The sequence below is a fragment of the Paenibacillus sambharensis genome (assembly GCF_003233845.1).
GTDB classification, from domain to species: domain Bacteria; phylum Bacillota; class Bacilli; order Paenibacillales; family Paenibacillaceae; genus Paenibacillus_I; species Paenibacillus_I sambharensis.
In genome coordinates this window covers 211,164-235,179 of record NZ_QKRB01000006.1, presented here as the reverse complement: position 1 = coordinate 235,179, position 24,016 = coordinate 211,164, and the positions used below count along the sequence as shown (strand labels likewise).

Here is a 24,016-nt window from a genome sequence, read left to right as displayed (position 1 = left end):
CGGTTAAGGAGGGCATTATTAAGATGAAACTGGGTGTATTCACTGTACTGTTCAGTCAGAAGCCGTTTGAGGAAATGCTGGATATGGTCGCAGCCAAGGGTGTACAGGCCGTCGAGATCGGAACCGGCGGCTATCCCGGCGATGCCCACTGCAATAGGGAAGAGCTGCTCGCCGACGAAGGTAAGCGCAAAGCCTTCAAGCAGGCTGTTGATTCCCGGGGCTTGATCGTGAGCGCGCTTAGCTGTCATGCCAACCCGCTCCATCCGCAGAAAGCCATCTCTGGCGAGCATGACAAGCTGATTCGCGAAACGATAGATCTGGCTTCCAAGCTGGAAATCCCCGTCGTCAATACATTCTCGGGCTGTCCCGGCGATCATGAGGATGCCAAGTATCCGAACTGGCCGGTAGCTCCCTGGCCAAACGATTACCAAGAAATTCTGGATTGGCAGTGGACGAACAAGGTCATCCCTTACTGGACCGAGATCGGCCGCTATGCGGAAGAACGCAATGTGAAGATCGGTCTTGAGCTTCATGGCGGATTTTCTGTCCATACACCGGCGAACATGCTTCGCCTCCGTGAAGCGGCGGGAGAGGCGATCGGTGCAAACCTTGATCCAAGCCACATGTGGTGGCAGGGCATTGACCCGGTGCAAGCCATCCATATTCTTGGCCGTGCGGGTGCTATCCATCACTTTCACGCGAAGGACACGACAATTGATCCGGTTAACGTTAACCGCCACGGCGTAACCGACATGCAGTCCTACTCGCTCATGCTGGACCGTGCATGGCAGTTCCGGACAGTTGGCTACGGACATGACATGAAGGTATGGGCAGATATCATCAGCGCGCTGCGCCTCGTCGGCTACGATTATGTGGTGAGCATCGAGCATGAGGATGGCCTGATGTCCGTCGAGGAAGGCTTCACCAAAGCGGTCGATAACCTGCAGCAGGTATTGATCCGCGAGCCGCTTGGCGAGATGTGGTGGGTATAAGGTTCCTGCAAGCAGAAGAAGACCCCAGGACACGATCCCGGGGTCTTCTTCTTGCTTGTCCATATCGTTTAGGTCAGGACACTGGGAATTAGCCCATCCATACCTCGAAAATCATGATGTAATCCACATACAGGAAGGTTGCGAGCGACACAAACGTAAACCCGATCGCAAATAGATTCTTCCTCGGACGGGCCAGCAATAACCGGACAAATCCCAGGAAAATAAGCAGGGTAAACACAAGCATAAAGATATCAAAGGTGTTGAAATTACTTGCCGTTGCTGCTACTGCCTCTGTAGCTTCTTCTGCTGCCAAAAACATGTTGGACCTCCTTCACTAAAATCACACGTAACCTATCTTAGCTATATGTTAGCCTTTCCTCGAAGCGGATGCAATAAAAATGTTCAAAAAAATGTGATTTATATCTCACTTAAAGCCTTTACTTCTGGCAGCTCCATTGTCATGGCCGGTTGGTTGATCCGGTTTGTCTTCATCTCAGGGAAATGAGAGGCACAGCTGGTGCAATACCTAATAGAAGCGCAAGGCACTCCTGCAAGTTCTGCCAACCTTAAGCACTAAAAAAAGAACCACCCCCAAAAGACATGGGAGTGGTTCTCTCTTACGCTACATTGCGATTATTATTCAGCTAACCCCGCAGCTACGCCATCCTCAATCTGCCGGCGCTCCTCTGTGCGCCTGCGGTCTCTCTCCAGTACAGGCTTCAGATAGCGGCCCGTATAGGAAGCTTCCACTTCTACGAGCTTCTCCGGCGTTCCGGCTGCCACGATGCTTCCGCCGCCGCTGCCGCCTTCCGGTCCAAGGTCGATCAGGTAATCGGCTGTCTTGATGACATCCAGATTGTGCTCAATGACAAGTACCGATTCGCCTGAATCGACAAGGCGGTGCAGCACATGAAGCAGACGGTCAATATCATCCACATGCAGGCCGGTCGTGGGCTCATCCAGGATGTACAGGGTCTTGCCGGTGCTCCGCCGGTGCAGCTCGGAAGCGAGCTTCACACGCTGCGCTTCACCACCCGACAGTGTCGTAGCCGGCTGGCCAAGATTCATGTAACCAAGCCCTACATCCATTAGCGTCTGCAGCTTGCGATGGATCTTCGGTATATTCTTGAAGAATTCGCAGCCATCCTCGATGGTCATCGCCAGCACTTCTGATATGCTCTTGCCCTTGTACTTTACTTCGAGTGTTTCCCTGTTATAGCGTTTGCCTTTACAGATTTCGCATGGCACATACACATCTGGCAGGAAGTGCATCTCGATCTTGATAATGCCGTCACCGCGGCATGCTTCGCAGCGCCCGCCCTTGATGTTGAAGCTGAAGCGCCCTTTCTTGTAGCCGCGCACCTTGGCTTCATTCGTATTGGCATACACGTCCCGGATATCATCGAACACACCTGTGTAGGTTGCCGGGTTCGAACGCGGTGTGCGGCCAATTGGAGACTGGTCTATGTCAATGACCTTCTCCAGATGCTCCAGGCCGCGGATTTCCTTATAGACACCAGGACGCACCTTCGCCTTGTTAAGGTCCCTTGCCAGCGTCTTGTACAGGATCTCGTTGACCAGCGTCGACTTGCCTGACCCCGATACGCCTGTAACAGCCGTAAAGACGCCAAGCGGCACCTTAACGTTAATGCCCCGGAGATTATTCTCCTTGGCTCCGCGGATCTCAATCCAGCGGTCATCCGTCGGTCGGCGCGACAGCGGAACAGGAATAAACTTCTTGCCGCTCAGGTACTGTCCGGTCAGTGACTTCTCGTCGTTCATAACCTCTTCAGGGGTACCGGCGGAAACAACCTGTCCGCCATGAATACCCGCGCCCGGCCCGATATCGATAATATAGTCCGCCGCAAGCATCGTATCTTCATCATGCTCCACGACGATCAGCGTATTGCCGATATCACGCATATGCTCAAGCGTCTTAATCAGCCGGTCATTGTCCCGCTGATGAAGGCCGATACTCGGTTCATCCAAAATGTACAGGACCCCCATCAGACTGGAGCCGATCTGTGTGGCGAGTCGAATCCGCTGCGCTTCGCCGCCTGACAGCGTGCCTGCAGCGCGGCTGAGCGTCAAATACTCAAGCCCCACATTAACCAGGAAGCCCAAACGGCTGTTGATTTCCTTCAGGATCAGGTTGGAGATGGTCCGGTCCTTCTCACTGAGCTCAAGCGCGCTGAAGAACCGGTCGGCCTCTCCGATGGACAAGGAGGTCACATAAGCAATGTTCTGCTTGCCAACGGTTACCGCCAGACTCTCCTTGCGGAGACGGTGGCCCTTACAGGTGCCGCAGGGCTTGGCACTCATATAACCCTCGATATATTCGCGTATGCCATCCGAAGCCGTGTCGCGATAGCGGCGCTCCAGGTTGTGAACAATGCCTTCGAAGGCGACGTAAGCTTCCTTCTTATGGCCGAAGTCGTTCTCATAACGGAACCGCACCCGGTCGCCGCCCGTGCCGTACAGCAGCTTCTTCATCTGCTCAGGCGTCAGCTCGGCAACCGGCTTCGTTGTATCGATGCCGTAGTGCTCACACACTGAACGGAGGAACTGAGGATAGTAGTTGGACGTGCTTCCTGCCCATGCCTCGAATGCACCGTCTTCAATCGACTTCTCCGGATTCGGAACTAGCAGATCCGGGTCGACGATCATCTTCACGCCCAGTCCGTCACATTCCGGGCAAGCGCCATAAGGACTGTTGAAGGAGAACATTCGCGGCGCCAGCTCCTCGATGCTGAAGCCGCATACCGGACAAGCCAAATTCGAGCTGAACAGCAGCTCCTCCTGGTCCATCACATCGACCAGAACCTGTCCTTCCGACAGCTTGAGCGCCGTCTCAATCGAATCTGCAAGCCGGGACTCAATCTCATTCTTGATCACGATCCGGTCAACAACCACTTCGATTGAATGCTTCTTGTTCTTCTCCAGCTCGATCTTCTCGCTGAGGTCCCGGATCTCTCCATTAACCCGAACACGCACGAAGCCCTGCTTCTGGATATCGGCCAGCAGCTTGGTATGCTCACCCTTACGGCCCGATACGACCGGCGCCATAATCTGCAGTCTTGTGCGCTCCGGATATTCCATAATCCGGTCCACCATCTGTTCTACCGTCTGCGATGTGATCTCAATGCCGTGCTCGGGGCAGTGAGGCTTGCCAATCCGTGCGAACAGCAGACGGAGATAGTCATAAATTTCTGTAACCGTTCCGACTGTCGAGCGCGGGTTCCGGCTTGTGGTCTTCTGATCGATGGAGATCGCCGGCGACAATCCTTCGATTGAGTCAACATCCGGCTTCTCCATCTGACCGAGGAACTGCCGCGCATAAGCAGACAGCGACTCCACGTAGCGCCGCTGTCCTTCCGCGTAGATGGTATCGAATGCCAGGGAGGACTTGCCGGATCCGCTCAGCCCCGTCAGCACGACGAACTTATCCCTCGGGATCGTAATGTCGACATTCTTCAGATTGTGGGCACGCGCCCCTTTGATTACGATATTTTCACTAGCCACAACTTATCCTCCCTTAGGCCTCGGCCTTAAGCTCAAGCAGCGCATCACGAAGCTCTGCCGCACGCTCGAACTGCAAATTTTTCGCCGCTTCCTTCATCTCCGCCTCCAGGCGCTGGATGACGGCTTGACGGTCCTTCTTGGACATCTTGCCAAGGTCAGGGCCTGCCAGATAGTCGGCCTTCTGTTCCGCAACCTTCGTCGCCTCGATCACATCGTGGACCTTCTTGCGGATGGTCTGCGGCGTGATGCCGTGCTGCTCGTTATAAGCGATCTGGATTTCCCGGCGGCGTTCGGTCTCACTTATGGCCTTCGCCATCGAATCCGTCATCTTGTCAGCATACATAATAACACGGCCTTCGCTGTTCCTTGCCGCCCGGCCGATCGTTTGTATGAGCGACCTCTCGGAACGCAGGAAGCCTTCTTTGTCCGCGTCCAGTATCGATACCAGCGATACCTCCGGAAGGTCCAGACCTTCCCGCAGCAGGTTAATGCCGACCAGCACGTGGAAGGTACCGACCCGGAGATCGCGCAGAATAGCCATCCTCTCCAGCGTCTTGATATCCGAGTGCAGATAACGCACCTTGATCCCGACTTCCTTCAGATAATCGGTCAGATCCTCCGCCATCTTCTTGGTCAGCGTCGTCACGAGGACTCTCTCGTCCTTGTCAATCCGGTCCCGGATCTCGCCCAGCAGATCATCAATCTGGCCCTTCGTCGGCCTGATCTCGATAATCGGGTCCAGCAGCCCGGTCGGACGGATAATCTGCTCCACCATCTCCGGGCAGTGCTCAATTTCGTAGGGTCCCGGCGTAGCGGATACATAGATGACCTGGCTCAGCTTTTTCTCGAATTCCTCGAACTTCAGCGGCCGGTTATCCATTGCCGACGGCAGACGGAAGCCGTGATCAACCAGTACTTCCTTCCTTGCACGGTCACCATTGTACATCGCCCGGATCTGCGGCAGGGTAACATGGGATTCATCAATAACCATCAGCATGTCATCGGGAAAATAATCCAGCAGCGTAAACGGCGTAGCGCCCCGCTCCCTGAAGGTCAGAGGCCCCGAGTAATTCTCGATGCCCGAGCAGAAGCCCATTTCCTGCATCATCTCGATATCGTAGCGTGTGCGCTGCTCCAGCCGCTGCGCCTCCAGCAGCTTCCCCTGCTCGCGAAGCTCCGCCAGACGCTCCTCCAGCTCCCGTTCAATGTTTACGAGCGCCACCTTCATCGTATCCTCGTGCGTAACGAAGTGAGAGGCCGGGAAGATCGCTGCATGGTCGCGTTCACCAATAATTTCCCCGGTCAGTACATCAATCTCCGTAATCCGGTCGATCTCGTCGCCGAACATCTCGACCCGGATCGCCCGCTCATTATTGGAAACCGGGAATATTTCGATAACATCTCCTCTGACCCGGAATGTACCGCGGACAAAGTTAATGTCGTTGCGCTGGTATTGAATATCGACCAGCTTGTGCAAAATAGCGTTGCGGGACTTCTCCATCCCTACCCTCAGAGACAGCACCAGGCTCTTGTATTCCATCGGAGAACCCAAGCCGTAAATGCAGGAAACACTCGCTACAATGATCACGTCCCGCCGCTCGAACAGTGCACTCGTAGCCGAGTGGCGCAGCTTGTCGATCTCATCGTTAATGCTCGAATCCTTCTCAATGTAAGTATCCGAAGACGGGATATACGCCTCCGGCTGATAGTAATCGTAATAGCTGACAAAATACTCAACAGCGTTGTTCGGGAAAAACTCCTTGAACTCGCTGCACAGCTGCGCAGCCAATGTCTTGTTGTGCGCTATGACCAGCGTCGGCCGGTTCAGCTTCGCAATTGTGTTGGCAATCGTGTACGTCTTGCCTGTACCGGTTGCTCCGAGCAGCGTCTGATGCTTTTGCCCATCCACAACCCCTGTGTACAGCTGTTCGATTGCGCCCGGCTGATCGCCCTGCGGCGTGTAGGCGGACAGAAGCTCAAACTTCTTATCCTGAACGTGTACTCCCTCTTTCATCGCGATGGCCTCTCACTCCCTATCCGGTATGGATGTATATAAACAAACGATCTATAGGATGATATCTGGTTGTTCATGTAAAAGACTATATTATGATGTATACCCAAAGTCGGGTACATAATAGACAGTATTATTTCCATGAGAATGGATGTTCCCATCTATTATACCGGGATCATTCGCCGCATGCAATCGGTTGATCATCCCTTGATGCCCAATCTTAAACAACGCAAAAGAGCAGCGCCTCCCGAAATGGAGCACTGCCCAGTATTTGCTTATAGCTATAAATCTCACTCTTACATCGTAACCGTTGACCCGCGCTGCCGCGTCGTCCGTCTGCCCCGCAGCAAATCAACCAGCGAAGCCGCCAGTCTGCCGGCCACATGCGGGGCTCCTTCGTCAGGAGCCAGCACAACACCCAGCTGATGATGCTCTCCCTCAAAGCGTGCGCGCTGCACAAACTTCACATGGCCTTCGAGATTGATAATCTCCAGCTTGCAGAACGCCGAATTGACCTGAAGGCCGTCATAAAGGTCCTGCGTTGTCCGCACCGGCGTCCCGTTAACCTTGTGCAGAATCTCGCCGGTCTGGATGCCCATCTGATCGGCCGGCATTCCCGGCACGACCGCCAGCACACGCAGGCCCTTCACATCATGGACGAATACAGGGCTCGCCTGCTCCTCCCGCCTGAGTTCCATGTAATAGATCAGCTCGTGGCAGACGAAGGCAGCAGCGGCAACCGCAGCTACCAGCGGCTCCCACCATACAGCCAGCAGCGCGGCAGCGATAAAGCCGGCACTGTAATACAGCTGGCTCCCCGCGAGCTTGCGGGCTTTAGCCCGCGGCAGTCTCGCCGTAGCCAGGCTGCTGAAGCCGATCACCACCGGCATAGCCAGCATCGTCCAGCTCCCGCTGTAGCCGCTCGCGTAAGTCAGCCACGGTGTCCATCCGAGCTCTGCAGCGGCCCCAGCCGAACCAGCCGGCACCAGCAGCAGCATGGGCACGGGCCAGAACGCTGGCAGCTGGTAACCGCCTACCAGCAGGCCTCTCTTCCCTTCCACAATCAAGGCGCCTGCCGCGTAATCGCCCTGCCAGCGCAGCAGCAGCGCCTCCATCATATGGAGCAGCCCTGCAAGCAGCAGCAGAGCTGCCCCATCCTGTTCGGCGAGAGATTCCAGTAGAGCCCCATACCACTGGCCGCTGTCCATGCTGCCCGAGAACAGTCCGGCGATTACGCTCAGCAGGGCAACCAACGCCGCGCTGTAGGCGATACAGACATAACGTATACGAATTAGCACAAGCACTACTGCGGCTCCCCAGAGCCAGTATACCGTCTCGCTTGTGAAGGCAAATCCGATAAAGAGAGACAGGGAGGAGAGAAACAACCCCGCCAGCAAACCTGCCACAACAGCAGGAACAATCTGCTTCGGCCAGGATGTCAGCTTGACATGAAACAGTCTCCGCTCCGTGCGGGTCTGTCTTGCCAAGAGCAGGATAATAAACAAGACCGCCATATAGTAGAACGGCTGCATAAACAGCCTGGCTACAGCTAATCCGGTGAGCCTGAGCAATTCCAGCGCAATATCCAACCTGCGTTCACTCCTTTGCTGAAGGCGAAACTAACCAAAATAAGAGGGCCAATCTCCAAACCGCGAGATCCGGCCCTCTATATCATTCGACAGTTACCCGGCGGAATCCTCCAATCCCCCCTGCCCTATGGCTATCAGCTTTTGGAAAGCTGTTCTTGGACTGCCTGTACTGCTTCCTCAAGCTGAATATCCTGCTCGCCGCTTATGATCTTCTCCAGCAGCTTCTGTTCCAGCAGCTCCGTTGTCTTCGGGTCGCCATCTCCGGTTGGCGTGATACCGGCATCCTTCTGAAACCGTTTCAACGCCTCCGCTGTCGACGGGCTGAAGTAGCCGTCCTTGCGGTCCGGCTCATAGCCGAGTGCATCCAGCATCACCTGAAGGCTCTTCACGGCTTCCCCGTTCGATTCGGGCACTAAGGTAACATCGCGAGGTATCCGGGCGACCGTGTAGTAATCCGGCTGGGATACAGCCTTATCGGGCTCAAGCCCCTTCTCATTCACCCAATTGCCATCCGGTGTCAGCCATTTGGCAATGGTCAGCTTGACGAGACTGCCATCCCCGAGAAGCTTGTCATAGCTCACCTGAACAGTGCCCTTGCCATAGGAGGTTTCCCCTACGACTACTGCCCCTGCGGATTCTCTCAGCGCTCCGGCCAGCACCTCCGAGGCGCTGGCACTGCCCTTATTAATCAGCACGGCAATCGGGTATTCCTTGCCGCCGCCCTTGGACAAGGTCTTCTCCCGCTCGCCCTTCCGGTCTTCCACCTGCACAATCGTCTTGCCTTCCTCTATAAAATGCTGCGCAATCGTAACGACGACCGGAAGCACGCCGCCCGGGTTGCTGCGCACATCAATCACAAGCGCCTTCATGCCCTGCTCTTCAAGGCTCTGAAGCTCTTCGGCAAACCGTTCCGCCGAGTTGACGGAGAACTGCCGGATCTCAATATAGCCCACGCCGTTCTCTAGCATCTCGGACTGAATAGTTTCCACATCAATGTCATCGCGGATCAGCACCAGCTCAAGCGGCTGGGACACACCTTCGCGCTGAATGGCCAGCTTTACCTTCGTTCCCTTGGGACCGCGGATTTTGGCAACCGCCTCGGACAGCTCCAAGCCCGCGAGAGGCTCGCCGTCAGCAGACAAAACAACATCCTTGGCATGCAGACCAGCACGCTCTGCCGGTGACCCCTTCATGGCTGACATAATGACCACCTTGCCGTCCTTCAGTGTTACTTCGGCGCCAATTCCCGAGAAGCTGCCTTCAATGGACTCCGAGAAGCGGGTAGCATCCGAAGCTTCCATATACGAAGTGTATGGATCTCCCAGTGAACTGAGCATACCCTGAATGGCTCCGTCCACCATGTCCTCCCGCTCGACACTTGTATAATATTTGCTCTGAACGAGCGAGAACACCTTGTTAAGCTTGTCGATCTCCTTGCTGCTGAGACTGGTTAAACCATCAATTGCCCCTGCTGCCCCCGAAAGCTTCGCGTCTTCCCGCAGCAGCCAGCGGTCTGCTGCTGTCAACGTAATTAAAGCGGTTGACACCATGGCAATCAGCACATATACGACGACCGTCCGTCCACGAAAATTCATGATGACCTCCTTCAGTTTAGAGCAATATGCCCGTACATCACTTTATGAACATTGTAGACTAATTATTTGCTGCTGTCTTCTGTACCCGGTTAGGATGAAAAACCGCCATGCCGGTCGAAGCCGGCTGGCGGTGTCATTCCGGCAGCATGCTGCAGCCGGTAGTATTAGTTTTTCTTGAGGTAGCTGATCGGGTTAACCGGCTGTTCATTCAAGCGCACTTCGAAGTGCAGGTGAGGACCGGTTGAGCGTCCTGTACTGCCCACCTCGGCAATCTTCTGGTCACGCTTGACGGTCTCGCCCTTCTCTACAAGAAGGCCGCCGCTGCGGATATGGCCGTATAGCGTCCACAAGCCGTTGCCGTGGTCGATAATGATACAGTTGCCATAACCGCTCCACGACTGCGATACAATGACCGTTCCGGCCTCAGCCGCATAGATCGCCGTCCCTTGCGGTGCGGAGAAGTCGATACCATTATGCATCTTCCCTCGTTGTCCGGTTATCGGATCAATACGAGGCCCGAAATTGGAGCTCATCCGGTAATTATCCCGCACAGGCAGGGCAAGCTTGCCTCCCGAATAATAAACCTTGTTCTTCTTCTTCTTCTGCTTCTCGATCTCGGCCTTCTCCTTCTTGGCCAGCTCAATCAGCATCGATTCCTGCTCTTCGGAGATATCCTCCAGCTCTTCGGATTTCTCCTCCAGATTCTTCAATTGAGCATTGTACTGAAGAATCATCTTTTCTTTTTCTTTTTCCTTAGCGACCAGATGGTTGTAGTACTTCTCTTGTTTATCATAGAGATGCTTGACATCAACAAGCTTGCCTTCAACCTCGCTCTTCTTGACGAGAATCAGCTCTTTATCCCGCTTGTGCTCCTCAAGGATTTCCTTGTCCTGATTCAGGATCGACTGCAGTGCGTCAAACCGGTCAAGAAAGTCCGAGAAGCTGCTCGAGCTCATCAGCACATCCAGGTAAGAGACGAAACCGCTCGTATACATCAGACGGACACGGGACTGCAGCAGCTCATCGCGGGCCTCAATCCGTGCTTCAGCGTCCACCAGTTCCTGACCGGCTTTAAGCAGCTCGGCTTCGGTAGCAGCGATCTGATCCGTTACGCTCTGCATATCGGCGCTGATCTGGTCGATTTGGCTCATAACCGCATTGATCGATTCGAGCGTCTGCTCCTTCTGAACGGAAACGACCTGCTTGTTTTCCTCAATCTGCTGCTTTGTGCTTTCCGTCTGGTTCATTTCCTTCTTCAACTGGTCAATCTGATTGCGGATCTTATCCAGCTCCGAAGCGGCTTCCCCCTCAACAGGCTGGAATACAACAGCAGCAAGTACGATAAATGCGATTAATAAAAATGCTCTCTTCACGCTTCTTTATCACCTACACTTTCAGATACTTGCGCACGGATATCGTGCTTCCCCAAATCCCGATCAACGTTCCAAGTCCCAGCAGCAGCGAGCCGACTAAGAGACCGGATTCCTCAAGCGTCACAAGCTGAATCATCATCAGGCCAAGCTCAAGCTGCGAAACCTGGACGAGCTGACCGTAACCAATCAGCAGAATACTCACCGATACAGCAGAACCAATAATGCCAAGCAGGGCACCTTCAATAAAGAATGGCCAGCGGATAAAATGGTTGGTCGCGCCAACCAGCTTCATGATGCTGATCTCGCGCCTGCGGGCAAATATCGTCATCTTAATCGTGTTCGAAATCAGGAACATGGCGGTCACGCCAAGCGCCAGGACGAGCACAAGCCCGATGTTCCGGACGGCCGTTGTTACCTTGAACAGTGACTCAACCGTCCCCTGCCCATACTTCACGCTCATAAGCGGATTAGGCGATGCGGCCTCGCCGGCCGCTTTGATTTTCTTCGCAACAAAGGAGATTTCCTCCGGATTGACAACCTCAACGGTAAAAGAGTCCGGCAGCGGGTTATTCGTCTCGTCGAAGCCCTCCAGCAGGTCCTGTCCGTCTTCGCCAAGGTTCTCCCGCAGGATCTCAAGCCCTTCCTCACGGGAGACGAACGTCACCTGGCTGACATCCTCCATATTGCCGATCACATTGTGCATCTCATCGATCTGCTGCTGCTCGGTGTTCAGCTGCAGGAATACCCGGATCTGCACCTGGCTCTCGATCTGCTCGGTCAGCTTGTTCACGTTAAGGGCAAGCAGAAGAAAGACACCTAATATAGACAGCGATACCACGATAGAACCGATTGAAGCAAAGGACATCCAGCCGTTGCGGACAATATTAAGCGCACCTTCGCGGATGTGCCGGAGCAGTGTACTAAACTTCATACCCGTACTCCCCTCTGGCCTGGTCACGGGCGATCAGGCCGTCCTCAATCGCAATAACCCGCTTGCGCATCGTGTTGACGATTTCCTTGTTGTGGGTGGCCATCACGATTGTTGTGCCGCGAAAATTGATCTCCTCGAGGAGATTCATAATCTCCCATGAGGTCTCTGGGTCAAGGTTGCCGGTAGGCTCGTCCGCCACGATGACGGACGGATTGTTCACAATCGCGCGGGCGATTGCAATCCGCTGCTGCTCACCGCCGGACAGCTGGGCCGGCAGGCTTGCATGCTTATGCTTCAGTCCGACAAGGTCCAGCACCTCCATCGTCCGCTTCTTGATGAGCCGTTTGGGAGCTTCAATGACTTCCATGGCAAACGCGATGTTCTCATAAGCGCTGAGCTTCGGCAGCAGACGGAAATCCTGGAAAATCACGCCGATGTTCCGGCGTACATACGGTATTTTGCGCTGCTTCAGCTTGCCTATATTGAACCCGTTGACGGAAAGCTGACCCTTGGTCGGCACTTCCTCACGGTAAATCAGCTTCATGAAGGTAGACTTGCCGGCACCTGACGGGCCGACCAGATAAACAAATTCATTACGGTCGATCAGCACGGATACACCCCGCAGGGCATGTGTGCCGTCGGCATAGGTCTTCCATATGTCTTGCATCTCAATCACGGTATCACATCCTGTAGATAGTCAACTCTTAGTATTTCGACATAAAGAGCGCATTTCCTTTTTAAAACTAGCAAAACTTCATTTTTCACAATTCTCATTTTTGAAAAACCCGCTAAAATACTGACTTTCTTCGCAAAATAAACTTGTAGAACTTTGTCGAACTTTTCCAATTGCCAAATCATTCGGCATGGTTTTGGGGTAAAAAACATACGTATACAGAATGAATGCTGCATATTCGGAGGTATGGAGGTCCTGATCATGATTCGCTATAAGAGGCTAATTCTTATTGGCATAACCGCACTTCTGCTGACAGCTGCGGCTTGGGGAGCGCTCTGGCTCTACGCCGCACGCAGCCATATACCAGATGGCGTCTATGCCGGCGAAGTGGCGGTCGGCGGGTTGCCTGCTGAGGAAGCCATCACCCTGCTGTCGGAGAGCTGGGACCAGGCCGAGCAGCGCCAGGTTGTGGTCGAAGGAATCAATGGCAAACAGCAGACCTGGCAGCTCCAGGAGCTGGGCTACCGGATTAAGCGAGAGGAAGCGCTGGCGGCTATTCGGAAGCTATCGGAGGGCTCGCTCTGGGAGCGTGCGAGATACCGGTATCATTTTCCGAAGAAGCTTGCCGCAGAGGAGCAATGGAAGCAGGGTACCTTCCGCAAGGTGATAAAGCAGGAATGGGCGTGGATGGAAGCCATGAAGCCTGCGGATGCGGTACGCAAGATTACGCCGGATGACCGGGTTCTGTACCAGCCTCATAATGTCGGCTACAAGGTGGATGAGGAGAAGCTCATGGAGCAGGTGAAGCAGGCGGTTAAAGCTGGCAGCGAAGCGGCATCCCCTGGAAAACAGGAGCCCGCTCCGATCCGGCTGCCGCTGCCTTTCACAAAGGTAATGCCCGCTGTCACCTTGCAGCAGCTGAAGGCCCAGGGTGTAGAGCGGAAGATCGTCTCCTTCTCGACGCAGCTTGGCAGCAGCTCGGCAGGCCGGGTGCATAATGTATCGGTGACCGCCCGGGTGCTGAACGATCTGGAGCTGAAGCCCGGCGAGGTCTTCGATTACGGTAAAATTGTGCAGGCAGCCGAGCAGGAATACGGCTACCGTGAGGCGCCGGTCATACTGAACGGCAAGCTCGCTCCTGGAGTAGGCGGCGGGATCTGTCAGGTCTCGAGCACGCTCTACCACGCAGCACTCCAGGCAGGCCTTGAAATTGTGGAAAGGCGCAACCATTCCCTGCCCGTATCCTATATCCCAAGGGGACAGGACGCTACGTTCGCCCAGGGCGCCATCAATTTCCGGTTCAAGAACACAACCGGCAAACACCTGGTCATCAGAAGCCGGGTAGAGAACGGAGCACTTACCGTGAAGCTGTTCGGCACCATACCGGAGAATGAGCATTACGAGATTGAGTCCGAGACGGTAAAGCTGATCGATCCGCCTGTGAAGGAGATAACCGATCCGGGCGCTCCGATCGGCAGCCGCAGAGTCATTGAGCAGGGCAAGTCGGGGTATAAGGTGGAGACCTACCGTATTCATTATCGGGATGGCAAGGCCGTTAAGAGGGAGCTCGTATCCCGCGATACGTACAAAGGCCAGCCCACTGTGGTCCAGGTAGGCGGCAGCAGGCCGAACAAGAGCAGCAGCTCCAAGAGCAGTGAACCTTTGCTGGAGGATGGAATCACAGCAGCAGATTGAACCGCAAAGACCGCCTGGGATGATGAGAATCCCGGCGGTCTTTATTAAGATTATAGCTTTAGCCCATTTCATGCGCGGCCTTATTTGCTGCGCTCGGCATATTCAGCTACCCAGGCAGCTGTCTGCTCGAGCCCGCTTTCAGCGCGGGTAATCGCTTCGCTGACCTGAGCAGTCGCCGTGCCGCCGTATACGTTGCGGGCATTGACGACATTTTCCGGCTGCAGCACGTCATAGATCCGCTCGTCGAACAGCTTGGAGAACTGCTTGAATTCGTCCAGCGTCAGGTCCAGCAGGAACTTGTTCTGCTCGATGCAGTACAGCACCGTCTTGCCGATCACCTCATGCGCCTGACGGAACGGCAGGCCCTTGCCGACGAGGAAATCCGCGATGTCCGTCGCATTCGAGAAGTCCTTGTTGACTGCCTCGCGCATCCGGCCCTTGTTGACCTTCATGGTAGCAATCATCGGGGCAAACAGCTGAAGGGCGCCCTGCATGGTCTTTACCGTGTCGAACATGCCTTCCTTGTCCTCCTGCATGTCCTTATTATAGGCCAGCGGGAGCGACTTGAGCACCGTCAGAAGGCCCATCAGATTGCCGTAAACACGCCCGGTCTTGCCGCGAACAAGCTCCGGTACATCCGGGTTCTTCTTCTGCGGCATAATGCTGCTGCCTGTGCAGAAGGCATCATCCAGCTCGACGAATCGGAATTCACTGCTCGACCAGAGAATCAGCTCCTCGCTAAGGCGCGACAGATGCATCATGATGATCGAGGCGTGAGACAGGAACTCCAGAATAAAGTCACGGTCGCTGACCGCATCCAGGCTGTTCTCGTAGACCCGGTCAAAGCCAAGCTGCGAGGCGACAAAATGCCGGTCGATCGGGAACGTTGTGCCTGCCAGCGCTCCTGCTCCGAGGGGCAGGGTATTGATCCGCTTATAGCTGTCCTGAAGCCGCTCCGCATCCCGTCCGAACATCGCTACATAAGCCATCAGATGATGGGCAAAAAGAATCGGCTGTGCCCGCTGCAGATGCGTATAGCCTGGTACGATGGTATCCAGGTTGGCCTTCGCCTGCTCCAGCAGCGCCGACTGCAGCTTATGCAGCAGGTCTACGAACTCCACAACACGCTTGCGCAGGTACAGGTGCATGTCGGTCGCCACCTGGTCGTTGCGGCTGCGCCCGGTATGCAGCTTGCCGCCAACGGCGCCAATGTCGTCGATCAGCGTTTTCTCGATATTCATATGAATATCTTCATCCGCAACCGCAAACTCGATCTCGCCCCGCTTGATCTTCTGCATCACCCGGTGCAGGCCTTCCTTGATCGTATCTACATCGTCCAGCGGAATAATGCCCTGCTTGCCGAGCATGGTCACATGCGCCAGACTGCCCTGGATATCCTCCTCCGCCAGCTCTTTATCAAAAGTAATCGAAGCTGTGTACTCTTCCACCAGCTGGTCGGTCTTCTTCGTAAAACGTCCGCCCCATAATTTACTCACGTATCCGAACACTCCTTTTGGGAGATCTGCTTGATAAGATCTATTGTTTTTTCGACTGCTCCACGCCAGAGGACACCTTCAGACGAAGGGCGTTCAGACGGATAAAGCCTGTTGCATCGCCTTGGTCGTAAGCCTGTGTCGGATCGGCTTCCATTGTTGCAATGTCAGGGTTGTACAAGCTGACCGGGCTCTTCACGCCGGCTCCGATCACATTGCCCTTGTACAGCTTCAGGCGGACGACGCCTGTAACATTCTTCTGGCTCTCCTCTACAAGCGCCTGCAGTGCAAGCCGCTCCGGCGCAAACCAGAAGCCGTTATACACGAGCGTGCTGTACTTGGAGATCAGTGAGTCCCGCAGGTGCATCACGTCACGGTCCATCGTCAGCGACTCCATCTTGCGGTGTGCTGTGAACAGGATGGTGCCGCCCGGCGTCTCATATACGCCCCGGCTCTTCATGCCGACGAAGCGGTTCTCGACCATATCGACACGGCCGATGCCGTGCTTGCCGCCCAGCTCGTTCAGCTTCTCCATGACGGCCAGCGGGTTCATGCTCTCGCCGTTAACCGCCACGCAGTTGCCTGCCTCGAACGTCAGCTCGATATATTCCGGCTGGTCAGGCGCTTTCTCGGGAGATACGCTCAGCACATACATGCCTTCGTTCTCCTCTGCGCTTGCATCAAACCAAGGGTCCTCCAGCATGCCGCTCTCGAAGCTGATGTGCAGCAGGTTGCGGTCCATCGAATACGGCTTCGCCGCGGAAGCCTGCACCGGAATGTTATGCTTCTCCGCATACGCGATCATCTCGGCACGTCCCGGGAACTGCTCGCGGAACGCCTCAATCCGCCAAGGCGCGATCACCGCGATATCCGGTGCCAGCGCAGCTGCCGCCAGCTCGAAGCGCACCTGGTCGTTGCCTTTGCCGGTTGCGCCATGCGCAATTGCCGTTGCGCCTTCAGCGCGCGCAATGTCGACCATCCGCTTGGCGATCAGCGGCCTTGCGATCGAGGTGCCCAGCAGATATTGTCCTTCATACAGCGCTCCCGACTGAAACATCGGGTAGATAAAGTCCGCCGCGAACTCCTCGCGCAGGTCATCAATGTATACCTTCGAAGCACCGGTAGCCAGCGCCTTCTCCTCCAGGCCGTCCAGCTCATCCTTCTGTCCGATATCCGCCGTGAAGGCGATGATTTCAGCGTCGTAGGTTTCCTTCAGCCACTTGAGGATGACAGAGGTGTCGAGCCCCCCTGAATAAGCCAATACAATCTTTTCTTTTGCCATATCGGTTCAATCGCTCCTTATCCGTTGATGTCCCGTCCGCCGTTCGTAAATAACTTACATCGTAGCGGCCATAATGGCCTTCTGTGCATGAAGCCGGTTCTCAGCCTCGTCGAAAATAATGGAATGCTCGCCGTCGATGATGCCCGCGCTTACTTCCTCGCCGCGGTGCGCCGGCAGGCAGTGCATGAATACATAGTCGCTCTTCGCATAGCGGACCAGCTCCTCGTTGACCTGGTAGTTCGCGAATGCGATCTCCCGTTCCTTCTGCTCATCCTCCTGGCCCATGCTGGCCCACACATCCGTGTAGAGAACATCCGCCTGGGATGCCGCTTCCTGCGGGTCACGGAACACCTCGATAACCGATCCGGTCTGGCTGCCGATCTCCTTCGCCTGCTTAACCAGCGCTTCGTCCGGCTCATAGCCCTCCGGAGAGGCAACCGACATATGCATGCCAAGCTTGGCTGCGCCGATGAGCAGGGAGTGAACCATATTATTGCCGTCTCCGATATAGGCGATCTTCAGCCCTTCAAGGCGCCCCTTATGCTCAAGCACCGTCTGGTAGTCCGCCAGCACCTGGCAGGGATGCGCATAATCCGTCAGCCCGTTGATTACCGGCACTGTTGCGCCGCGCGCCAGCTCGATAACGGTGCGGTGCGCATAGGTGCGGATCATAATGCCGTCCAGATAGCGGGACATCGTCTGGGCGGTATCCCATACCGTCTCGCCGCGGCCGAGCTGCAGGTCGTTCTTGCTGAGGAACAGCGCATGGCCGCCAAGCTGGTACATGCCCACCTCGAAGGAAACGCGGGTACGCGTGGAGGATTTCTCGAAGATCATGCCGAGTGTCTTGCCCTTCAGCGGCTGATACACTTCGCCAGCCTTCTGCTTGCGCTTCAGTTCGATCGCCAGATCGATCAGATAGCGGATTTCCTCGGGTTTATAGTCTGCCAGCGCCAGAAAATCGCGCCCCTTAAGTTTAGCGGCCATTTCTTCCTTCACGGTGTTCTGCACATGGATCACTCCTTTATCGTAAGCCGTGCCGCTTCATCCGCAGCTCCGGCATCAATCATTCCTCTATTCCGCCGCTCGGGCTGAGCCTGTGATACCAGCCAGCCCTCCGAAAGCGTCACGTTATCTGTTATATGACCATTAAACCTTAGCAGCAGCACCCTGTCTGGACAGCAAGCTGACCAGAACGCCAACCGCCTGATCAATCTCCTCCTGTGTTACCAGCAGGTTCGGCAGCAGCCGGATGACATTCGGACCCGCAGTGACAACGAGCAGTCCCTGCTCCCGCGCTTCCGTCACAAGCTCCGAGACCGCCGCTCCGCACTCGATTCCTAGGATTAATCCCCTGCCGCGGATCTCCTTCACAAACGAGCTGCCCAACAGCTGGTCCTCCAGCTTCTGCCGAAGATAAGCTCCCATCTCGGCTGCACGCTCAGGCAGTCTGCTGTCCACGATCGCTTTCACCGTCGCCTTGACGACTGCGCACGCCAGCGGTGTTCCGCCAAAGGTGGAGCCGTGGCTGCCCGGTCCAAATGCCGGCGCAAGCTTGCCCTTGGCGAGCATTGCGCCCACCGGAAAGCCGCTGCCCAGCCCCTTGGCGAGTGTGAAGATATCCGGCTCTATGCCATAGTGCTCGAACGCGAACAGCTTGCCTGTACGGCCCATGCCCGTCTGAATCTCATCTACGATCAGCAGCAGCCCGTGCTCTTCACACAGCGCCGCCACTTCCTTCAGATATGCGGGATCGACGAGGTTAACGCCGCCCTCCGCCTGGATCATCTCCAGCATGATGGCTGCCGTCTGGCTGCCTATGGCGGCCTTCAGGGCTTCCAGGTCATGCAAAGGCACATGCTTGAAGCCGTCCGGCAGCGGCTGGAACCCTTCCTTGACCTTATCCTGGCCGGTTGCGGTCAACGTGGCCAGTGTACGGCCATGGAAGGACTGCTGGAACGTGATGATCTCATATCTGCCGCTTCCCAGCACCTTCTGCTGATAGCGGCGGGCCAGCTTGATCGCCGCTTCATTGGCCTCGGCTCCCGAGTTGCAGAAGAAGACAGCATCTGCATGACTGTTCGCAGTCAGCAGCGCAGCGGCCTCTTCCTGTCCCGGAATCCGGAACAGGTTGGACACATGCCACAGCTCATCAAGCTGCTGCACAAGCGCTTCCTTGATTTCCTGGGGCGCGTGCCCAAGATTGGTGACCGCCAGCCCGCTCATGAAGTCCAGATACTTATTCCCTTCCTCATCCCACAGCCAGCTGCCCTGACCCTTGACGAGCGCAACCGGGTTGCGCGCATAGGTCGGGAACAGCGAGCTTCCAGCCGGACTGCCCGGGGCCTGCTGACTTCCTGCTTCTGCTGCTTGCTGCATTCCTTTAACTTCGCTCATCACGTCCCACCTCCGCTTGATTCAGCCCTGCACGATCCGCGTGCCGACTCCGCCCTCTCGTACCGCCTTTGTGAGCACGCCCGGCTCACTGCCGCTGACAATGACAACCTCGCGCACCCTGCCTGTAATACACTGCACAGCCGCCCGCACCTTCGGGATCATGCCGCCATAGATTTCGCCGCTCTCAATCATCGCCTCAATCTCTTCCACGGTCACCACAGGCAGCACCTGCAGCTCGCCGTCAATCCTGCGCATAATGCCGGGAACATCGGTCACGACAATCATCCGCTCTACTCCAAGATGAGAAGCCACCGCTCCCGCCGCTGTATCCGCGTTAATGTTATACCGCTGTCCGGCATCGTCAATTCCGACCGGCGCAAGCACCGGGATGTAATCCATGGCCATAATGCCCTCGATGACTTCAGCGTTGACGCCGGTTACCTCACCGACGAAGCCGATCTCGCTGCTGTTAGCTACAGGCCGGGCCTGGATCAGCTTGCCGTCAATCCCCGATAAGCCGAGCGCTCTCGCGCCGCTGCCCTGAATTTTACGGACAATCTCCTTATTAATGGTGCCGGCGAGCACCATCTCGACGACATCAAGCACTCCCTCTGTCGTTACGCGCAGTCCATTTACGAAGCCCGTCTCAATCCCAAGCTTCGCCAGGGTATCAGAGATCGCCGGACCCCCGCCGTGCACAATGACCGGCCGAACCCCGCTTTCCTGCAGGGACTTCAACTCTTCGAAAAAACCTGCCGGCAGCGCAGCCAATGTGCTGCCGCCGCATTTCATGACAAACCGTTCCTTCATCGCCTAACCGTTCCCTTCCTAAGTCCGATAAGCGGCATTGATCCGCACGTAATCATAGGTCAGATCGCAGCCCCAGCCCGTTGCCCTGCCTTCACCCATATGAAGCTCACAGTAAATATGCACTGTATCGCCCTTCAGGTAGACAAGCGCCTTCTCCTCGTCGAACGGCACCGGCCTCGACTGTTCGAGCACCACGATGTTGCCAAGGCGAATATCGACTGTCTCCGGGTTAACCGGCTGTCCCGCACGCCCTATTGCCCCAATAATTCGGCCCCAGTTCGCATCTGCACCGAACATAGCTGATTTCACCAGTGAAGAGCCAATGACGGTCTTGGCAATGGCTCGCGCCGACTCATCCGTTATGGCGCCGCCAACCTGCACCTCGACCAGCTTCGTTGCCCCTTCACCGTCCCGGGCAATCGCCTTCGCCAGAATCTCGCACACATAGCGCAGTCCAGCGCTGAACGCTTCCCAGTCCGGATGGCGCTGGGTCAGCTCCTCATTGCCGGCAAGACCGCTCGCCATTGCCAGCAGCATATCGTTCGTGCTCGTATCCCCGTCGACCGTAATCATATTAAACGTCACATCCGTAGCCTGCCGGAGCAGGTATTGGAGTGACTCATTGCCGATGGCTGCATCGGTAGTCACAAAGCCAAGCATCGTCGCCATATTCGGGTGGATCATACCGGAGCCCTTCGCTGCACCGGCAATGTGAACCGTCCTGCCGTCGACCTCTACCGCCACACAGACAGTCTTCTGCACCAGATCGGTCGTCAGAATCGCTTGGGAAAAATCATCCGCGCCTTCCGGCGTGCCCATCAGCCTCGCAGGCATTTCCTGAATACCGCCCAGTACCCGGTCCATCTTTAGCAGCTCCCCAATGACACCTGTAGAAGCTACAGCGACCAGATGAGGCTCGACCTGCAGCTGCTCAGCAAACCGGCTGCGCATGACATAGGCATCCTCCTCACCCTGCTTCCCCGTGCAGGCGTTGGCGTTGCCGCTGTTGACTAGGACCGCCCTCAGCCTGCCTTCCTGCCCGATGCTTTCGCGTGTTACCTTGAGTGGCGCTGCCTGAAATACATTCGTTGTATAAACAGCCGCTGCCGCAGCGGGCACATCACAGACTATAGCTCCAAGATCGTGCCTTGTCGTCTTCTTCAAACCGCAGTGCAGACCGCCCGCCTTGAAGCCCTTCGGCGTAATGACCGATCCCTCCGGCACCACGTTGTATGGCGCTTCAGCTCCCATGATCAATCGAACTCCTTCATGTCCGTTATTGGAACAGATGCTCCCGCATCCGCTTATGGATACACCGGCACGAACTGCAGGCCCAAACCCTCTTCCCAGCCCATCATCAGGTTAAGATTCTGAATGGCCTGGCCAGCCGCGCCTTTGACCAGGTTGTCGATGACCGAGATGATTGTAGCCCGTCCCGTTCGCTCATCAACCGCAAAGCCGATATCGCAGTAATTCGAGCCGTACACTTCCTTCGTCCCCGGCCACTGGCCTTCAGACCGGATGCGCACGAACTGCCTGCCTTCATAATACTCCCGGTATAAACCGATGAAGTCCTGCACACTCCGCTGCCCTTCAACCGATGCATAGATCGTGCTCATGATGCCCCGCGTCATGGGGACGAGATGAGTGGTGAAGGTTACGGTCACCTCCGTACCCGCTACACGCGCAAGCACCTGCTCAATTTCAGGTATATGCTGATGCTGGTTGACCTTGTAGGCTTTAAAATTCTCGTTCAGCTCGGAGTAGTGCGTCCCAAGACTGGCGCCCCGTCCAGCTCCCGATACACCTGACTTGGCATCGACGATAATCGACTTCGGATCAATCCAGCCAGCCGCAACGGCCGGTACCAGGCCAAGCAGCGTCGCAGTCGGATAGCATCCCGGATTCGAGATCAGCTCCTGACCCTGCACCTCACTGCCGAACACTTCGGCAAGGCCATATACCGCACGATCAAGGTAGGCCTGCTCAGCCGAGGCTTTCTTGTACCACTGTTCATATAAAGCCGGTGACTTCAACCTGAAATCTCCGGACACATCAATCACCTTAAGTCCCTGCTCCAAGAGCTGCGGTACGAGCCCGGAGGCAACACCTGCAGGTGTCGCAAGGAAGACGACATCCGCCTTGGACTTCATTTCGGCAGGGTCTATCCCATCCAAAAGCTCTGTACGGATTTCCTGCAGATGCGGATACCCGGCCGCGATCGGTTCGCCTGCACTCGATGATGAGATAACCGATGTAATCGCAACCTGCGGATGCGCCGCAAGAAGTCGAATCAGCTCCACCCCGCCGTAGCCTGTGGAACCGATAATTGCCGCTCTAACCTTCGAACTCATGCCCGCTCTCCCCCATCCTGTTGATTAGCCTCTCTACCAGCCTTTTTCCCGCTAACAGGGGAAATTCCGCCATATAGATCCGTAGCCATTAATTTCTGTATTATTATACATCCCAATTTATATAAATACAATCGCTTTTTAATAGGACTACCTACCTTGCCTGCGGCAGCTGGAAGCCTTCACCGAGCACCTCGGCCGTATCGCTGATGATAACAAAGGCATTCGGGTCCACCGACCGTACAGCCAGCTTAAGCTTCATGACTTCACTTTGGCCCACAACGACCATCAGCACCGTCCTGCTCGCTCCGGTAAAGCCGCCATGTGCATCCAGCTTGGTCAGCCCCCGGTCCAGGTCATGCAGGATAGCCTTCGCGATCTCCTCGGTTTTCTCGGATATGATGAACGCCACCTTCGACACCTTCATCCCCGTCTGTACCACGTCAATCGTCTTGCTGGTAACGAAGAGTCCGATCAGCGCGTACAGCGCATTTTCCTGAGAAATCACAATGCCGGCCGCTATTATGACCATGCCGTCGATAAAAGCAAGCGCCAGTCCCAGCTTAATGCCCGTATACCGGTGGACAATCTGTACGGCTGTATCCAGCCCGCCCGTCGACCCTCTGCCCCTGAACACGAGACCCAGACCCAGTCCCACGCCAATACCACCGTAGAGCGAAGCGAGCAGCGGGTTGCCGGTTGGCGGCGTCCAGTGAGCGGTCAGCAGGACGAACAGCGGCAGCATCACCGTGCCAAGCAGCGACTTCAGGGCAAAGCGTCTTCCCAGCAGGAGCAGGCCTGCTATGAACAGCGGAATGTTAAGCGCCCACTGCGTGTAAGCGGGCGGCACATTAAGCGTCCGCTCCACAAGAATCGAAATACCTGACACCCCGCCAGAAGCAATCCCGTTCGGAAGCAAAAACAAGTTAAAGCTGAGCGCCACAACAAACGATCCGGCCAGCATCAGCAGGACGTCCACCGCAGCGGCCATCCGCGGGTGATTCTCCTGCATGTTACGCCTGCGCATTCGATGCTTGTTAGATTTGCCTAATATCATCTCTATATCTCCCGTCAACCATTATGTAGTTATAAATTACCCGAAACGGCAGGCTGTGTACCCTTTTATGTACGGATCTGTCCTTATTGTTGCCTATTTAGGGATAAATGTGTGCACTTCGTAGTGATGGGAACATTCCCGATGGAAAACACCGGCTCCATGTCTGAGCATGCCCGCCTCATCTACTATATTAGCCCATGCAGGGCATCGTGCCTGTCGCTCGCCTGCTTATAAACATAAAGACC

The 24,016-nt window shown here is 55.7% G+C and carries 18 protein-coding genes; 2 read left to right on the top strand and 16 right to left on the bottom strand.

The genetic code is table 11. The features are described from left to right. The first annotated feature begins 23 nt into the window (after positions 1 to 23). A complete protein-coding gene (locus DNH61_RS01015; protein ID WP_111144834.1) occupies positions 24 to 992 on the top strand; it encodes a sugar phosphate isomerase/epimerase family protein in 969 nt (322 codons plus the stop codon). An 88-nt stretch (positions 993 to 1,080) separates the two neighbouring features. Here DNH61_RS01015 and DNH61_RS01010 read toward each other — a convergent pair whose 3' ends face one another. From DNH61_RS01010 to ftsE, 8 genes are all read right to left on the bottom strand, one after another. Then, positions 1,081 to 1,311, bottom strand: a complete 231-nt coding sequence (locus DNH61_RS01010) for a hypothetical protein (RefSeq protein WP_111144833.1) — start codon at positions 1,309 to 1,311, stop codon at positions 1,081 to 1,083. 317 nt (positions 1,312 to 1,628) lie between these two features. After that, on the bottom strand, positions 1,629 to 4,514 hold the full coding sequence (gene uvrA, locus DNH61_RS01005) for an excinuclease ABC subunit UvrA (protein ID WP_111144832.1): 2,886 nt from the start codon (positions 4,512 to 4,514) through the stop codon (positions 1,629 to 1,631). A 13-nt stretch (positions 4,515 to 4,527) separates the two neighbouring features. After that, the gene (gene uvrB, locus DNH61_RS01000; protein ID WP_111144831.1) at positions 4,528 to 6,528 is read right to left on the bottom strand and encodes an excinuclease ABC subunit UvrB; all 2,001 of its coding nucleotides are present in this window, start codon (positions 6,526 to 6,528) and stop codon (positions 4,528 to 4,530) included. A gap of 293 nt (positions 6,529 to 6,821) precedes the next feature. Further along, entirely contained in the window at positions 6,822 to 8,114 is a 1,293-nt protein-coding gene (locus tag DNH61_RS00995; protein WP_245947820.1) for a PDZ domain-containing protein, read from the bottom strand. 134 nt (positions 8,115 to 8,248) lie between these two features. After that, a complete protein-coding gene (locus DNH61_RS00990) occupies positions 8,249 to 9,709 on the bottom strand; it encodes a S41 family peptidase (RefSeq protein ID WP_111144830.1) in 1,461 nt (486 codons plus the stop codon). A 164-nt stretch (positions 9,710 to 9,873) separates the two neighbouring features. Beyond that, complete coding sequence (locus DNH61_RS00985; RefSeq protein ID WP_111144829.1) at positions 9,874 to 11,082, bottom strand: murein hydrolase activator EnvC family protein; 1,209 nt, start codon at positions 11,080 to 11,082, stop codon at positions 9,874 to 9,876. 13 nt (positions 11,083 to 11,095) lie between these two features. Next, positions 11,096 to 12,013, bottom strand: a complete 918-nt coding sequence (gene ftsX / locus DNH61_RS00980; RefSeq protein ID WP_111144828.1) for a permease-like cell division protein FtsX — start codon at positions 12,011 to 12,013, stop codon at positions 11,096 to 11,098. Beyond that, on the bottom strand, positions 12,003 to 12,689 hold the full coding sequence (gene ftsE / locus DNH61_RS00975) for a cell division ATP-binding protein FtsE (protein ID WP_111144827.1): 687 nt from the start codon (positions 12,687 to 12,689) through the stop codon (positions 12,003 to 12,005). The genes ftsX and ftsE overlap by 11 nt, the downstream gene beginning before the upstream one ends. A 258-nt stretch (positions 12,690 to 12,947) precedes the next feature. On the opposite strand from ftsE, the gene DNH61_RS00970 reads away from it, so the two are divergent. Then, positions 12,948 to 14,381, top strand: coding sequence for a VanW family protein (locus tag DNH61_RS00970; protein WP_181438527.1), 1,434 nt, complete (start codon positions 12,948 to 12,950; stop codon positions 14,379 to 14,381). An 80-nt stretch (positions 14,382 to 14,461) separates the two neighbouring features. Here DNH61_RS00970 and argH read toward each other — a convergent pair whose 3' ends face one another. From argH to DNH61_RS00930, 8 genes are all read right to left on the bottom strand, one after another. Next, positions 14,462 to 15,877 (bottom strand): argininosuccinate lyase, encoded by a 1,416-nt coding sequence (gene argH, locus DNH61_RS00965; protein ID WP_111144825.1) that lies wholly within the window; start codon positions 15,875 to 15,877, stop codon positions 14,462 to 14,464. A 40-nt stretch (positions 15,878 to 15,917) separates the two neighbouring features. Further along, positions 15,918 to 17,156, bottom strand: coding sequence for an argininosuccinate synthase (locus tag DNH61_RS00960; protein WP_111144824.1), 1,239 nt, complete (start codon positions 17,154 to 17,156; stop codon positions 15,918 to 15,920). 54 nt (positions 17,157 to 17,210) lie between these two features. After that, the gene (gene argF, locus DNH61_RS00955) at positions 17,211 to 18,143 is read right to left on the bottom strand and encodes an ornithine carbamoyltransferase (protein ID WP_425452194.1); all 933 of its coding nucleotides are present in this window, start codon (positions 18,141 to 18,143) and stop codon (positions 17,211 to 17,213) included. A gap of 162 nt (positions 18,144 to 18,305) precedes the next feature. Beyond that, positions 18,306 to 19,535: an acetylornithine transaminase gene (locus tag DNH61_RS00950; protein ID WP_245947840.1), complete on the bottom strand. Its 1,230-nt coding sequence runs from the start codon at positions 19,533 to 19,535 to the stop codon at positions 18,306 to 18,308. 39 nt (positions 19,536 to 19,574) lie between these two features. After that, positions 19,575 to 20,363: an acetylglutamate kinase gene (gene argB, locus DNH61_RS00945; RefSeq protein ID WP_111144821.1), complete on the bottom strand. Its 789-nt coding sequence runs from the start codon at positions 20,361 to 20,363 to the stop codon at positions 19,575 to 19,577. 18 nt (positions 20,364 to 20,381) lie between these two features. Then, positions 20,382 to 21,614, bottom strand: coding sequence for a bifunctional ornithine acetyltransferase/N-acetylglutamate synthase (gene argJ, locus DNH61_RS00940; protein ID WP_111144820.1), 1,233 nt, complete (start codon positions 21,612 to 21,614; stop codon positions 20,382 to 20,384). 53 nt (positions 21,615 to 21,667) lie between these two features. Then, the gene (gene argC / locus DNH61_RS00935; protein ID WP_111144819.1) at positions 21,668 to 22,717 is read right to left on the bottom strand and encodes an N-acetyl-gamma-glutamyl-phosphate reductase; all 1,050 of its coding nucleotides are present in this window, start codon (positions 22,715 to 22,717) and stop codon (positions 21,668 to 21,670) included. Between the two features lie 151 nt (positions 22,718 to 22,868). Next, the gene (locus tag DNH61_RS00930) at positions 22,869 to 23,726 is read right to left on the bottom strand and encodes a YitT family protein (protein WP_245947838.1); all 858 of its coding nucleotides are present in this window, start codon (positions 23,724 to 23,726) and stop codon (positions 22,869 to 22,871) included. Positions 23,727 to 24,016 lie beyond the last annotated feature (290 nt).